Origin of the sequence: Streptomyces swartbergensis (assembly GCF_002148965.1) — a bacterium.
In the GTDB taxonomy this organism is placed as follows: Bacteria; Actinomycetota; Actinomycetes; order Streptomycetales; family Streptomycetaceae; genus Streptomyces; species Streptomyces swartbergensis.
This window is the reverse complement of record NZ_NGFN01000226.1, coordinates 1-14264: the sequence shown is the minus strand read 5'-3', so window position 1 is coordinate 14264 and position 14264 is coordinate 1. Positions and strand designations below refer to the sequence as shown.

The following is a 14264-nucleotide window of genomic DNA, read 5'->3' as shown; positions in this document are numbered from 1 at the left end:
GGGCGGTCGCCTGGGGCCGGGCGTGAGGTGTTGTCGGAAGAGGACCGGAGGGTGGAGCGGATTCTGCTGGAGCTGCGGCTTCGGGAGGGAGTGCCGTTGTCGTTGCTGCGGGAGGAGGGGCTTGCGGCTTCGCGCAGGGCGCTGTCCGACGGGCTTCTACAGGAAGAGCCGTACGAGTCGGGGCGGGCTGTGCTCACTCTGCGAGGGCGGTTGCTGGCGGACGGCGTGGTGCGCGATCTCGTGGACTGAGGTGCTCGGCGTTGGTGCTGGGGCCGGGTGGGCCCGCAGCCCGGCGTAGCGGGGTGCCGCTTCTTTGGGACGGGTGCCGCCCTTAGCGGCACGATTGCCCGCAGCTCAGCGGGCGCAGCAGCCTAAGCTAAGCGCCCGCCCGCGGCCCGCAGCTCGGTGCATGCCCGCAGCTCAGCGGCTCGACTGCGCAGCAGCTCTGTGGCTCGGCAGCTACGCCGGTGTCGTCACGAAGTCGATCAGTTCCTCCACCCTGCCCAGCAGTTCCGGCTCCAGGTCCTTGTACGACCGGACACCCGACAGGATTCTCTGCCAGGCCGCCCCCGTGTTCTCCGGCCAGCCCAGCGCCCTGCACACGCCCGTCTTCCAGTCCTGGCCGCGCGGGACCCGGGGCCAGGCCTCGATGCCCAGGGACGACGGCTTCACCGCCTCCCAGATGTCGATGTAGGGGTGGCCGACGACCAGGGCGTGGGCGCTCGTCACCGACTCGGCGATGCGCCACTCCTTGCTGCCCGGCACCAGGTGGTCCACCAGGACGCCGAGGCGGGCGTCGGGGCCGGGGGCGAAGGACTCGACGATGGACGGCAGGTCGTCGACGCCCTCCAGGTACTCCACGACCACGCCCTCGATGCGCAGGTCGTCGCCCCAGACCTTCTCGACCAGCTCGGCGTCGTGCCGGCCCTCGACGTAGATGCGGCCGGCGCGGGCCACGCGTGCGCGGGCGCCGGGGACGGCCACCGAACCGGAGGCCGTGCGGGTGGGACGCGCGGGGCCGCCCGAGGTGGGGCGGATCAGCGTCACCGCCTTGCCTTCCAGCAGGAAGCCGCGGGGCTCCATCGGGAACACCCGGTGCTTGCCGAAGCGGTCCTCCAGTGTCACCGTGCCCGCCTCGCAGCGGATCACCGCACCGCAGAAGCCGGTCCCGGCCTCCTCGACCACCAGGCCCGGCTCCGCCGGAACCTCGGGCACCGGCTGCTGCGGCTTCTTCCACGGCGGGGTCAGATCGGGTGAGTACTGGCGCATTCGAATGACGATAGGGAAAGGCGGGGGGTGGTCACGGAGACACGCCGAAACGCGCCGCCAGCGCGTCCCGCTGGGCGCGGACGAACCCCGCGTCCACCACCGCTCCGTGACCGGGCACGTACAGCGCGTCCTGCCCGCCCAGGTCGAGCAGCCGGTCCAGGGCGGCCGGCCAGTGCGACGGCACGGCGTCGGGGCCCGCCTGCGGCTCGCCGGACTCCTCGACCAGGTCGCCGCAGAAGACCACCTCCGGATCACCCGGCACCAGCACCGCCAGGTCGTGCGCGGTGTGCCCGGGGCCCACGTTCGCCAGCAGCACCTGGCGCCCGCCGCCCAGGTCGAGGGTCCACTCGCCGGAGACCAGGTGGCGGGGTGGGACCAGCCGGTCCGCCGACTCCTGCGCGGTGGTCTCCGCCAGGCCGTTGCGTACCGCGTCGGCGCGCAGCTCCTCGCGGTCCCGTACGCGCGTCAGCACCGTGTCCACGCCCACCGCGCCGAACACCTCCGCGTCCGTGAAGGCCGCCACCCCGAAGACGTGGTCGAAGTGGGGATGGGTCAGCGCGAGATGTGTCACACGGCGACCGGTGAGCGACCGCGCCTGCTCGCGCAACCGCGCGCCCTCGGCCGGGCTCGACCCCGCGTCGATCATGAGTACCGCGCCCTCACCGACGACCAGCCCCGTCGTGCAGTCCCACACCGGGAGCCGGCACCGCCCCACCCCGGCGGCCACCCGCTCCCACCCGAGCTCTTCCCAAGTCACCGTCATACGGCGACGCTAGCGGTGACCCCCGCCCGGGGCACGACAGCACGCGACCAGCCTTGCCGGGTGTGTACCCCACAGCCGTACACTGGGCGGGGAATGCTGGCACTCGCACGCGCAGAGTGCCAGGCACGACAGGCAGGACACCAGGCGGACGACTTCTGGAGGTGTGCGCGAATGCTCAGCGAACGCAGGCTGCAGGTGCTGCGCGCCATCGTCCAGGACTACGTCGGCACCGAGGAGCCGGTCGGCTCCAAGGCCCTCACCGAGCGGCACAACCTCGGCGTCTCCCCGGCCACCGTCCGCAACGACATGGCGGCCCTGGAGGACGAGGGGTACATCGCCCAGCCGCACACCAGCGCCGGGCGCATCCCCACCGACAAGGGCTACCGGCTGTTCGTGGACAAGCTGGCGGGCGTCAAGCCGATGACCGCGCCCGAGCGGCGCGCGATCCAGAACTTCCTCGAGGGTGCCGTCGACCTCGACGACGTCGTGGCGCGTACGGTACGGCTGCTCGCGCAGCTCACGCGGCAGGTCGCGGTCGTGCAGTACCCGTCGCTGACCCGGTCGACCGTGCGGCACGTGGAGTTGCTCTCCCTCGCGCCCGCACGCGTGATGCTCGTGCTGATCACGGACACCGGGCGGGTCGAGCAGCGGGTGGTCGACTGCCCGGCGCCCTTCGGCGAGGCCTCGCTCGCGGATCTGCGCGCACGCCTCAACAGCCGTGTGGCGAACCGCCGTTTCGCGGATGTGCCGAGTCTGGTGGAGGATCTGCCGGAGGCGTTCGAGCACGAGGACCGGGGTACGGTCTCCACGGTGCTCTCCACACTTCTGGAGACGCTCGTCGAGGAGAACGAGGAGCGGCTGATGATCGGCGGCACCGCCAACCTGACCCGCTTCGGGCACGACTTTCCCCTCACGATCCGGCCGGTGCTGGAGGCCCTGGAGGAGCAGGTGGTGCTCCTCAAGCTGCTCGGCGAGGCGCAGGATCCGGGCGTGACCGTACGTATCGGTCATGAGAACGCCCACGAAGGACTCAACTCCACGTCCGTCGTGTCGGTCGGCTACGGTTCGGGCGGCGAGGCTGTCGCCAAGCTCGGCGTGGTCGGACCGACCCGCATGGACTACCCGGGAACGATGGGAGCGGTACGCGCAGTGGCACGGTACGTCGGACAGATCCTGGCGGAGTCGTAGTGGCCACGGACTACTACGCCGTACTCGGCGTGCGCCGCGACGCGTCGCAGGAAGAGATCAAGAAGGCCTTCCGGCGGCTCGCACGCGAGCTGCACCCGGACGTCAACCCCGATCCGAAGACCCAGGAGCGGTTCAAGGAGATCAACGCCGCCTACGAGGTGCTGTCGGACCCGCAGAAGAAGCAGGTCTACGACCTCGGCGGCGACCCGCTCTCGCAGGCCGGAGGCGGCGGCGCGGGCGGCTTCGGGGCCGGCGGCTTCGGGAACTTCTCCGACATCATGGACGCGTTCTTCGGCACGGCGTCGCAGCGCGGACCGCGCTCGCGCACCCGCCGCGGCCAGGACGCCATGATCCGCATCGAGATCGAGCTCGACGAGGCGGCCTTCGGCACGACGAAGGACATCCAGGTCGACACGGCGGTCGTCTGCAACACCTGCAGCGGTGAGGGCGCGGCGCCGGGCACCTCAGCGCAGACGTGTGACATGTGCCGCGGCCGCGGTGAGGTGTCGCAGGTCACCCGGTCCTTCCTGGGCCAGGTCATGACGTCCCGCCCCTGCCCGCAGTGCCAGGGCTTCGGCACGGTCGTCCCGACCCCCTGCCCGGAGTGCGCCGGCGACGGCCGCGTCCGCTCCCGCCGCACGCTGACCGTGAAGATCCCCGCCGGTGTCGACAACGGCACGCGCATCCAGCTCGCCGGCGAGGGCGAGGTCGGGCCCGGCGGTGGCCCCGCGGGTGACCTGTACGTCGAGATCCACGAACTGCCTCACTCGCAGTTCCAGCGCCGCGGCGACGACCTGCACTGCACGGTCACGCTCCCGATGACGGCGGCCGCCCTCGGCACGAAGGTGCCGCTGGAGACGCTGGACGGCCTGGAGGAGGTCGACATCCGCCCGGGTACCCAGTCCGGCCAGTCGATCCCGCTGCACGGCCGCGGTGTCACGCACCTGCGCGGCGGCGGACGCGGCGACCTCATCGTCCACGTCGAGGTCCAGACCCCGAGCAAGCTCGACGTCGAGCAGGAGCGCCTGCTGCGCGAGCTGGCCAAGCTACGTGGCGAGGAGCGGCCTCAGGGGCAGTTCCAACCCGGGCAGCAGGGGTTGTTCTCGCGGTTGAAGGACGCCTTCAACGGGCGGTGACGCCGGGTCTCCCGGGGGCCGGCAGGTGCCTGTTCCTCTGGTCTATGCCACACGGCAGGCCGGTTTCGGAGTTGTTCGGAGGACGTGACAACATGCGGTCATGTCCTCCGCGCTGACCGATCTCTTCCCGCACCCGATCGTGCAGGCCCCCATGGCGGGCGGCGTCTCCGTACCGAAGCTCGCCGCCGCCGTGTGCGAGGCGGGCGGACTCGGGTTCCTCGCCGCCGGGTACAAGACCGCCGACGGGATGTACCAGGAGATCAAGCAGCTCCGCAGCCTCACCGGCAGGCCTTTCGGAGTGAACCTCTTCATGCCGCAGCCGGAGTACGCCGACCCCGCCGCCATCGACGTCTACGCCCACCAGCTGGCCGGCGAGGCGTCCTGGTACGAGGCCGAGCTCGGCGACCCCGACAGCGGGCGCGACGACGGCTACGAGACCAAGCTCGCGGTCCTGCGCGACAACCCCGTGCCGGTGGTGTCGTTCCACTTCGGCACGCCGAGCCGGGAGGTCGTCGACGCCCTGCACCGCGTCGGCACCTTCGTCCTGGTCACCGCCACCACTCCCGACGAGGCCCGGGCCGTCGAGCGGGCGGGCGCGGACGCGGTGATCGCGCAGGGCGTCGAGGCCGGCGGCCACCAGGGCACGCACCGGGACATCCCCGAGACGGACGGTTCCGGCATCGGGCTGCTGTCGCTGGTCGCCCAGATCCGGGAGACGGTGAGCATCCCGATCATCGCCGCCGGCGGCATCATGCGCGGCGGCCAGATCGCGGCGGTCCTCGCGGCGGGCGCGAGCGCGGCCCAGCTCGGCACCGCGTTCCTCGCCACGGCAGAGTCGGGGGCGAACGCCCTGCACAAGCAGGCACTGACCAACCCCCTGTTCGTCCGTACGGAGTTGACCCGGGCCTTCTCCGGGCGCCCGGCGCGCGGCCTCGTCAACCGCTTCCTGCGCGAGCACGGCCCGTACGCGCCCGCCGCCTATCCCGAGATCCACCACCTCACCGCGCCGTTGCGCAAGGCCGCCGCCAAGGCGGGGGACGCGCAGGGCATGGCGCTGTGGGCCGGGCAGGGGCACTGGATGGCGCGGGAGCTGCCGGCCGGACAGCTGGTGGAGGTGCTGGCCGGTGAACTCGCCTCGGCGTGGACAGCGTTGTCGGGCGGAGGCGGAATCCGATGACGGCTCCGGTGTTCGTGGTCGAGCACTTCGACGCGGGCGGGGGCGGCCGCTATGTGCTGGACGGTCCCGAGGGACGGCACGCCGTCTCCGTGAAGCGGCTGCGGCCCGGCGAGGACGTCGTGCTCACGGACGGGGCCGGGCGCTGGGCGGACGGTGTCGTGCTCGACACCCAGGGCAAGGACCGGCTGATCGTCCGGCTGGACCCGGTGACCGAGGAGCCGCCGGAGCAGCCCCGGGTGACCGTCGTCCAGGCGCTGCCCAAGGGCGACCGCGGGGAGCTGGCCGTCGAGATGATGACCGAGGTCGGCGTCGACGCGATCGTGCCGTGGGCGGCGGCGCGCTGCATCACGCAGTGGAAGGGCGAGCGCGGGGCGAAGGCGCTGGGGAAGTGGCGGGCCACCGCCCGGGAGGCCGGCAAGCAGTCGCGCCGGGTGCGCTTCCCCGAGGTCGCCGAGGCGGCGACGACCAAGCAGGTCGCGGCGCTGCTGGCGGGGGCGGAGTTCGCCGCCGTGCTGCACGAGAGCGGGGACTCGCCGCTGGCGGCGGCCGAACTGCCGTCGTCCGGTGAGATCGTGCTCGTGGTGGGGCCCGAAGGGGGCGTGGCGCCGGAGGAGTTGGCGCTGTTCGGGGAAGCGGGGGCCGAGGCGTTCCGCCTCGGGCGCAGTGTGCTGCGCACATCGACCGCCGGGACCGCGGCCGCGGCCGTGCTCCTGGCTCGCACCGGCCGCTGGACCTGACCCTTCTCGGAGGCACCGTGGAACTCGCACAGGTACGACTGCTCGTGACCGACTTCGCCGCCTGTTACCACTTCTACGGCGAGGTCCTCGGCCTCAAGCCGCAGTCGGGGGCGGCGGACGGGCCGTACGAGAAGTTCAGCCCCGCGGTGGGCTCCGCGGGGATCGCGTTGCAGGACCGCTCGGTGATGGCCGAAGTGCTGGACGAGCTGGGCGACACGGCGAACGGCCACCGCTCCCTGGTCGTCCTGCGCGTCGACGCCCTGGACGCGTACTGCGAGGAGATCACGATGCGCGGCGCCACGATCCTGCACGGGCCGGTGTCCATGACCGACCGCATGCGGGTCGCCCACCTCAAGGATCCCGAGGGCAACTTGGTCGAATTGCAGGAGTGGTTGCTGCTGCGCGGTTGACGCCTTTGCGCCCTACCGCCTCGCCCCCGACGGTGGCAGGCTGCCCTCCATGGGGGCTCTGAGGAGGATTGGGCGCGCCGGCCGGGCTCGGCGCGGGATGTTCGCCACGGCGGTCGCGGTCGTCGTCGTTGGTGGGGCTGTGGCGTGTGAACCCGGTGCCGGGATCAGCTCCGCGTCCGTCGCGTACACCACCGACGAGGCCGTCACCAAGGAGCTCAACCGGCAGAAGGCGGGCGTGCGTTGGCTGACCTGCACCGCTTCCTACGGGGACTCCGGCCAGGTCGGGAAGCCGTCGCCCTCGGCGAGTGAGAAGACCGTCGCCACCGTCGACTGCGAGGGCGAGACGGACGACGGGAAGGACATCACCGTCGACGGCAAGGTGACCCACGCGGTGGACGGCGCCTGTGTGCGCGGGAACATCACCGCCAAGGTGGACGGCAAGGTGTGGTTCCAGGTCGACGGGCTCGGCGACTGCAACTCCACCAGCCCGCCGCCCGTGGGGGGCGGGCCCACGAACGGGCAGTCCGGCCCCACCGTCACCGTGACCGTCACCCAGACCATCTGGTGCGACCGTTACCCCGACTGCCGGCCCGTCGAGGGCAAGTGACGTGCGCCGGAGGCGAACGGCAAGTGATCCGAAGTCTGTCCCCAGGACGCCGTCCCTGCATAGGGTGATCGGGTGACACAGTCCGCATCGCCTGCTTACCTCCGGTTCCCCCACGTGCACGGTGACCTGGTCGCCTTCACCGCCGAGGACGACGTGTGGCTCGCTCCTCTCGACGGCGGACGGGCCTGGCGGGTCAGCGCCGACAACGTGCCGGTGACCCTGCCCCGCATCTCGCCCGACGGCACCACCGTCGCCTGGACCTCCACCCGCGACGGCGCCCCCGAGGTGCACATCGCCCCGGTCGACGGCGGCCCCGCCAAGCGCCTGACGTACTGGGGCAGTCTGAAGACCCAGGTGCGCGGCTGGACCCCGGACGGCGAGGTGCTCGCGATCAGTTCCCAGGGGCAGGCGAGCCTGCGCCGCACCTGGGCGCGTGCCGTCCCGCTCGACGGCGGTCCGGCCACCACCCTGCCGTACGGGCCGGTCGGTGACATCGCCTACGGGCCGAGTGTCGTCCTGCTGTCCGCGCCGATGGGGCGCGAGGCGGCCTGGTGGAAGCGCTATCGGGGCGGTACCGCGGGGAAGTTGTGGATCGACCCCGACGGAGACGGCGAGTTCGTGCGGCTCCATGAGGGGCTGGACGGGAACATCGAGTACCCGCTGTGGGTGGGGGACCGGATCGCGTTCCTGTCCGACCACGAGGGCACCGGCGCGCTGTACTCCTCCCTCGCCGACGGATCCGACCTGCGCCGGCACACCCCGCTCGACGGCTTCTACGCCCGGCACGCCGCGACCGACGGCACCCGTGTCGTCTACTCCAGCGCCGGTGAGCTGTGGGTGCTGGACGACCTGGACGGGGCCGAGCCGCGGCGGCTGGAGGTGCGGCTGGGCGGGCAGCGCGTCGATCTCCAGCCGTTCCCGGTCAACGCCTCCCGGTGGTTCGGGTCGGCGTCCCCGGACCACACCGCGCGCGGCAGTGCCGTCTCCGTACGGGGTTCCGTGCACTGGGTCACCCACCGCTCAGGCCCGGCCCGCGCGCTGGCCGCGACGCCCGGGGTGCGGGCCCGGCTGCCGCGGGCGTTCCGCGCGGACGGCGAGGAGTGGGTGGTGTGGGTGACGGACGCCGAGGGCGACGACGCCCTGGAGTTCGCGCCCGCCACCGGCCTCGCCCCGGGGGCGACACCGCGCCGGCTCGCCGCCGGGCAGCTCGGCAGGGTGCTGGACCTCGCCATGGCACCGGACGGCAGCCGCGCGGCCGTGGCCTCCCACGACGGGCGCCTGCTGCTCGTCGAGAGGGAGACGGGCGAGGTGCGGGAGGTGGACCGCAGCGAGGACGGTGACGTGTCCGGGCTCGTCTTCTCGCCCGACTCCTCCTGGCTCGCCTGGTCCCACCCCGGACCGCGGCCCCTGAGCCAGCTGAAGCTCGCCAACACCACCGACCTGTCGGTCACCGAGGCGACCCCGCTGCGCTTCCAGGACTACGCGCCGGCGTTCACGACGGACGGCAAGCACCTCGCGTTCCTGTCGACCCGCTCCTTCGACCCGGTCTACGACGAGCACGTCTTCGACCTGGCCTTCGTGGAGGGCGCCCGGCCGCATCTGATCACACTCGCGGCCACCACACCCTCCCCGTTCGGGCCGCAGCGGCACGGCCGGTCCTTCGAGACGCCCGACCGGGAGGAGACCCCCGACAGCGAGGGCACCCCCACCACCCGCATCGACCTCGAAGGCCTCGCCGACCGCATCGTGCCCTTCCCGGTCGAGGCCGCCCGCTACTCCAACCTGCGCGCCGCCAAGGACGGCGTCCTGTGGCTGCGCCACCCGGTCGCCGGTGTGCTCGGCGCGTCCCGGGCCACCCCGGACGACCCCGACCCCAAGTCCGAGCTGGAGCGGTACGACCTCGCCCAGCAGCGCGTCGAGCATCTCGCCGTCGACGCCGACCACTTCGAGGTCAGCGGCGACGGCAAGCGGGTGCTGCTGTGGACCGACGGGCGGCTGAAGGTCGTCCCCAGCGACCGGCGCGCCTCCAGCGACGACGACAGCGACACCAACATCACCGTCGACCTGGGCCGCGTACGCCAGTTCGTCGACCCGGCCGCCGAGTGGCGGCAGATGTTCGACGAGAGCGGCCGCATCATGCGGGACCACTTCTGGCGGCCTGACATGAGCGGCGTCGACTGGGCCGGCGTCCTCGACCGCTACCGGCCGGTCCTGGACCGGCTCGCCACCCACGACGACCTGGTCGACCTGCTGTGGGAGGTGCAGGGCGAACTCGGCACCTCGCACGCCTACGTCACCCCGCGCGGCGGATTCGGCGGCGGTCCCCGCCAGGGCCTGCTCGGCGCCGACATCTCCCGCCACGAGGACGGCAGCTGGCGCGTCGACCGCATCCTGCCCTCCGAGACCTCCGACCCGGACGCCCGCAGCCCGCTGGCCGCGCCCGGCGTCGCCGTACGCCCCGGGGACGCGATCCTCGCGATCGCCGGACAGCCGGTCGACCCGGTGGCAGGCCCCGGCCCGCTGCTGATCGGCACGGCGGGCAAGCCGGTCGAGCTGACTATCTCCCCGTCCGGCGGTGGCGACCCCCGGCACGCCGTCGTCGTCCCGGTCGCCGACGAGGAGCCGCTGCGGTACCACGCCTGGGTCGCCGACCGGCGCTCCTACGTCCACGAGAAGTCCGGCGGCCGCCTCGGCTACCTCCACGTCCCGGACATGCAGGCGCCCGGCTGGGCCCAGATCCACCGCGACCTGCGCGTCGAGGTCGCCCGCGAGGGCCTGGTCGTCGACGTCCGCGAGAACCGCGGCGGCCACACCTCCCAGCTGGTCGTCGAGAAACTCGCCCGCCGCATCGTCGGCTGGGCCGTCCCCCGCGGCATGCGCCCCTACAGCTACCCCGAGGACGCCCCCCGCGGTCCCGTCGTGGCCGTCGCCAACGAGTTCTCCGGCTCCGACGGCGACATCGTCAACGCCGCGATCAAGGCCCTCGGCCTGGGACCGGTCGTCGGCACCCGCACGTGGGGCGGCGTCATCGGCATCGACAGCCGCTACCGCCTCGTGGACGGCACCCTCGTGACCCAACCCAAGTACGCCTTCTGGCTGGAGGGCTACGAGTGGGGGGTGGAGAACCACGGGGTGGACCCCGACGTGGAGGTCCTCCAACGCCCCCAGGATTACCTGGCGGGCAGGGACGCCCAACTGGACGAGGCGATCCGACTCGCGCTGGAGGCTCTGGAGGCCAGTCCCGCGCAAACGCCCCCGACTGTGCCGACCCTTTAGGGGCACGGGGCTGTGTCGATTTGCGGCTCCGCCGCGTGGGCGCGACCAGCCACAACGCACCCGCACTCGACGACGATACGATGCCCAGGCAAGACCACATTTCGGCTGATGCTCGGAGGGAACATGGCAGGGGAACCCCAAGACGACTGCCTCTTCTGCAAGATCGTCGCGGGGACGATCCCGGCGACGATCGTCCGCCAGACGGAAACGACCGTCGCGTTCCGCGACATCAACCCCCAGGCCCCCACCCACGTCCTGATCATCCCCAAGGCGCACCACGAGAACGCCGCCGCACTCGCCGCCGCCGACCCGGCCCTCACCGCGGACGTGCTCCGCGAGGCCCAGGCCGTCGCCGACGAGGAGAAGCTGGACAGCTACCGCCTGGTGTTCAACACGGGCAGCGGCGCCGGCCAGACGGTCTGGCACGTGCACGGCCACGTGCTCGGCGGCCGCGGCCTCGAATGGCCCCCCGGATAACGGGACAACGCCTTGTCCGTACGTGAACTCGTGGTGCTCGGCACCGCCAGCCAGGTCCCGACCCGCCACCGCAACCACAACGGCTACCTGCTCCGCTGGGACGGCGAGGGCATCCTGTTCGACCCCGGCGAGGGCACGCAGCGCCAGATGGTGCGTGCCGGGGTCGCCGCGCACGACCTGAACCGGCTCTGCGTCACGCACTTCCACGGCGACCACTCGCTCGGCCTCGCCGGGGTCATCCAGCGCATCAACCTCGACAAGGTGCCGCACGAGGTCACCGCCCACTATCCACGCTCCGGGCAGCGCTTCTTCGACCGGCTCCGGTACGCCACCGCCTACCGCGAGACCGTCGACCTCACGCAGGCGCCGGTCGCCGCCGACGGCCCCCTGGCCCGCACGGACGGCTACACGCTGGAGGCCCGGAAGCTGTCCCACCCGGTGGAGTCCTACGGCTACCGGATCATCGAGCACGACGGCCGCCGCATGCTGCCCGAGCGGCTCGCCGCGCACGGCCTCAAGGGGCCGGACGTCGGCCGGATCCAGCGCGAGGGGTCGCTCGGCGGGGTCTCGCTCGACGACGTCAGCGAGGTGCGGCACGGGCAGCGGTTCGCGTTCGTCATGGACACCCGGCTGTGCGACGGGGTGTACGCGCTCGCCGAGGGCTGCGACATGCTCGTCATCGAGTCGACCTTCCTCGACGAGGACGAGCAACTCGCCGTGGAGCACGGCCACCTGACGGCCGGTCAGGCCGCCCGTGTGGCCCGGGACGGCGGTGTGCGGCACCTCGTGCTGACCCACTTCAGCCAGCGCTACCACGACCCGGACGAGTTCGAGCGGCAGGCGCGGGCGGCGGGGTACGAGGGTGAGCTGACCGTGGCGCACGATCTGCTGAGGGTCCCGGTTCCGAAGCGTCGGTGAAACGCCCGTACGATGAATTGATGTCCCTCCCCAAAGCCGAACTGCACCTTCATATCGAAGGCACCCTGGAGCCGGAACTCGCCTTCGAGCTCGCCACGCGCAATGGCCTCACGCTGCCGTACGCGGACACGGACGAGCTGCGCGAGGCGTACCGGTTCGAGGACCTCCAGTCGTTCCTGAACCTGTACTACGAGCTCATGGCCGTCCTGCGCACCGAGCGGGACTTCGAGGACCTGGCGAACGAGTACCTCGAACGCGCCGCCGCCCAGGGCGTGCGGCACGCGGAGATCTTCTTCGACCCGCAGGCGCACACCAGCCGCGGGCTGGAGCTCGGCACGGTCGTCGAGGGGCTGTGGCGGGCGCTGGGCGACAGCGAGTCCAGGCACGGCGTCTCGACCCGGCTGATCATGTGCTTCCTGCGCGACGAGTCCGCCGAGTCGGCCCTGGCGACCCTTCAGGCGGCCAAGCCGTACCTGGACCGGATCACCGGCGTCGGCCTCGACTCGGCCGAGGTCGGGCATCCGCCGGCGAAGTTCCGCGAGGTGTACGAGGCCGCGGCCGCGCTCGGGCTGCGGCGGGTCGCGCACGCCGGTGAGGAAGGGCCGCCGGAGTACATCACCGAGGCGTTGGACGTCCTCGGCGTCGAGCGGGTCGACCACGGGCTGCGCTGCGTGGAGGACCCGGAGCTGGTGGAGCGGCTGGTGCGGGAGCGGGTGCCGCTGACGCTGTGCCCCCTGTCGAACGTTCGGCTACGCACCGTCGGCACCCTCGCCGACCATCCGCTGCCCGCCATGCTGGACGCAGGCCTCATGTGCACGGTGAACTCGGACGATCCGGCGTACTTCGGCGGATACGCCGGTGACAACTTCGACGCCGTGCGCGACACCCTCGGCCTGAGCCAGGAGCGGCTGCGCGAGCTCGCCCGCAACTCCTTCCTCGCCTCGTTCCTTCAGGACGACGAAGAGCTGCGGGCGCGGTATCTCGCCGAGGTGGAGGCCTACGAGTTCCGCTGAGGAACCCGCGGCCTCACGGGACCCCCGGCCTCAGAAGACCTCCGACCCCGCCTTGCCGTAGTCGCGCTGGGCCGGGACGGCCACGGTGTCCACGGGGATCTCCACGACCTGCTGTTCCGGAGCGCCGATCTCGGGTACCGCGCCGGCGGGGGTGCCCGTGGTGGCGGCGACCAGGGCGGCCGGGTGGCCGCCGCGGCGGCGGATCGCCCCGGCGAGCAGCGGCCGCCCGCTCGTGTGCAGGGCGACGGCGGTCATCGGCAGGGCGATCACCAGCAGACCGGCGGCCAGGATCACCCCCATGACCGGGAACCCGGCCTGCGCGGACAGCACGCTGCCGGTGAGCGGCCCGGCGGCCGTGCCCAGCGAGGACGCCGAGCCGACGAGCACCGCCCAGCGGCCGCGCGGGTCGAGCGAGGCGGCGAGCCCGATCACGTACGACAGCACCACCGGATACAGGGTGTTCCAGGCGATCTCGCCGGTCGCGAAGCTCGCCAGGTCGGTCGCGGAGGCGCTGAGCACGATGCAGCCGGCGATGAGGACCGTGCCCGCCCCGATCGGCACCGCGCGTCCCAGCCGCGCCCCGAGCGCGCCCGCCGCGAGGACGCCGGTCAGTCCGGCGCCCAGCGCCACGGCGAAGACCGCGCCGACGGTGGCCTCGCCCAGGTGGGCCTGGGTCAGCCCGATCTGTCCGCTCACACCCCACAGGGAGTTCTGGGCGAGCGACCAGCACAGCATGGCGGCGGCCAGCACCAGGCCCGAACGGGCATGAGGCAGCCGGGCCTTGTGGTGCCGTGCGGGCGCGGCGGCCGTACCGGCGGGCAGGCGGCCGGTCAGCGGCCACACGGCCAGGGCCGTGAGGGCGATCGCTGCCAGGGGCAGACCGTGCCCCGGGCCGAGGTGCGGGACCGTCAGATACACGGCGCCCGCGAGGGCGGAGACGGTGAGCAGCCCGGCCGTGGAGGCCCGGTGCGGATCGCGCTGGGCGGCTATCAGGGTGGCGGCGACGGTCGTGGCCGTGCCGGATCCGAACCCGCCGACCATCGCGCCGGCGACGACGGCCGGGACGGCGGTGGTCAGCGCGGCAGCGCCGTAGCCGAGCAGGGCCAGTGCGAGTCCGAGCCGGGCGAGGGCGCGGGCCCCGATCCGTTCGACCCGTGAGGCCAGGGCGAATCCGGCGGTCGCCGAACTCAGCAGCAGCGCACTGCCGACGGCGCCGGCCTGGGTGGCGGAGAGCGGAAGGCCCGAGTCGAGTCGGCCGACGGTGGTCGGCAGCAGATACGGGGCGAGGTACCC

General features: G+C 72.6%; 13 protein-coding genes and 1 pseudogene. 11 read left to right on the top strand and 3 right to left on the bottom strand.

Features of this window, described 5'->3' with window-relative positions:
* Positions 1-249 (top strand): annotated as a pseudogene (locus tag CA983_RS29185) (radical SAM family heme chaperone HemW); the annotation flags it as partial.
* Between the two features lie 210 nt (positions 250-459).
* On the opposite strand, the gene CA983_RS29180 reads toward CA983_RS29185, so the two are convergent.
* Both CA983_RS29180 and CA983_RS29175 read right to left on the bottom strand, forming a co-directional pair.
* Complete coding sequence (locus tag CA983_RS29180) at positions 460-1269, bottom strand: DUF3097 domain-containing protein (protein WP_086603822.1); 810 nt, start codon at positions 1267-1269, stop codon at positions 460-462.
* A 31-nt stretch (positions 1270-1300) separates the two neighbouring features.
* Complete coding sequence (locus tag CA983_RS29175) at positions 1301-2032, bottom strand: MBL fold metallo-hydrolase (RefSeq protein WP_086603821.1); 732 nt, start codon at positions 2030-2032, stop codon at positions 1301-1303.
* A 171-nt stretch (positions 2033-2203) separates the two neighbouring features.
* Here CA983_RS29175 and hrcA point away from each other — a divergent pair, with 171 nt between their 5' ends.
* The 10 genes from hrcA to CA983_RS29125 all read left to right on the top strand — a co-directional run bounded on the left by hrcA (position 2204) and on the right by CA983_RS29125 (position 12971).
* Positions 2204-3220 carry a heat-inducible transcriptional repressor HrcA gene (gene hrcA / locus CA983_RS29170; RefSeq protein ID WP_086603820.1) on the top strand — a complete coding sequence of 339 codons (1017 nt, stop codon included), beginning with the start codon at positions 2204-2206 and terminating at the stop codon, positions 3218-3220.
* Entirely contained in the window at positions 3220-4356 is a 1137-nt protein-coding gene (gene dnaJ, locus CA983_RS29165; RefSeq protein ID WP_086603819.1) for a molecular chaperone DnaJ, read from the top strand. Before hrcA ends, dnaJ begins: the two co-directional genes overlap by 1 nt.
* Positions 4357-4456: 100 nt before the next feature.
* Positions 4457-5533 carry a nitronate monooxygenase gene (locus CA983_RS29160; protein ID WP_086603818.1) on the top strand — a complete coding sequence of 359 codons (1077 nt, stop codon included), beginning with the start codon at positions 4457-4459 and terminating at the stop codon, positions 5531-5533.
* The gene (locus CA983_RS29155) at positions 5530-6270 is read left to right on the top strand and encodes a 16S rRNA (uracil(1498)-N(3))-methyltransferase (RefSeq protein ID WP_086603817.1); all 741 of its coding nucleotides are present in this window, start codon (positions 5530-5532) and stop codon (positions 6268-6270) included. Before CA983_RS29160 ends, CA983_RS29155 begins: the two co-directional genes overlap by 4 nt.
* 17 nt (positions 6271-6287) lie before the next feature.
* The gene (locus CA983_RS29150; RefSeq protein ID WP_086603816.1) at positions 6288-6680 is read left to right on the top strand and encodes a VOC family protein; all 393 of its coding nucleotides are present in this window, start codon (positions 6288-6290) and stop codon (positions 6678-6680) included.
* A 49-nt stretch (positions 6681-6729) separates the two neighbouring features.
* Positions 6730-7287 (top strand): hypothetical protein, encoded by a 558-nt coding sequence (locus tag CA983_RS29145; protein WP_425276486.1) that lies wholly within the window; start codon positions 6730-6732, stop codon positions 7285-7287.
* Positions 7288-7359: 72 nt separating this feature from the next.
* Positions 7360-10563 carry a S41 family peptidase gene (locus tag CA983_RS29140; RefSeq protein WP_086603814.1) on the top strand — a complete coding sequence of 1068 codons (3204 nt, stop codon included), beginning with the start codon at positions 7360-7362 and terminating at the stop codon, positions 10561-10563.
* Between the two features lie 123 nt (positions 10564-10686).
* Complete coding sequence (locus CA983_RS29135; protein WP_086603813.1) at positions 10687-11040, top strand: histidine triad nucleotide-binding protein; 354 nt, start codon at positions 10687-10689, stop codon at positions 11038-11040.
* 12 nt (positions 11041-11052) lie between these two features.
* On the top strand, positions 11053-11958 hold the full coding sequence (locus CA983_RS29130; RefSeq protein ID WP_086603812.1) for a ribonuclease Z: 906 nt from the start codon (positions 11053-11055) through the stop codon (positions 11956-11958).
* A gap of 20 nt (positions 11959-11978) precedes the next feature.
* The gene (locus tag CA983_RS29125) at positions 11979-12971 is read left to right on the top strand and encodes an adenosine deaminase (RefSeq protein WP_167407489.1); all 993 of its coding nucleotides are present in this window, start codon (positions 11979-11981) and stop codon (positions 12969-12971) included.
* Between the two features lie 30 nt (positions 12972-13001).
* On the opposite strand, the gene CA983_RS29120 is transcribed toward CA983_RS29125, so the two are convergent.
* Positions 13002-14264: MFS transporter (locus tag CA983_RS29120; RefSeq protein WP_086603810.1), on the bottom strand; the 1263-nt coding region annotated here is incomplete at its 5' end.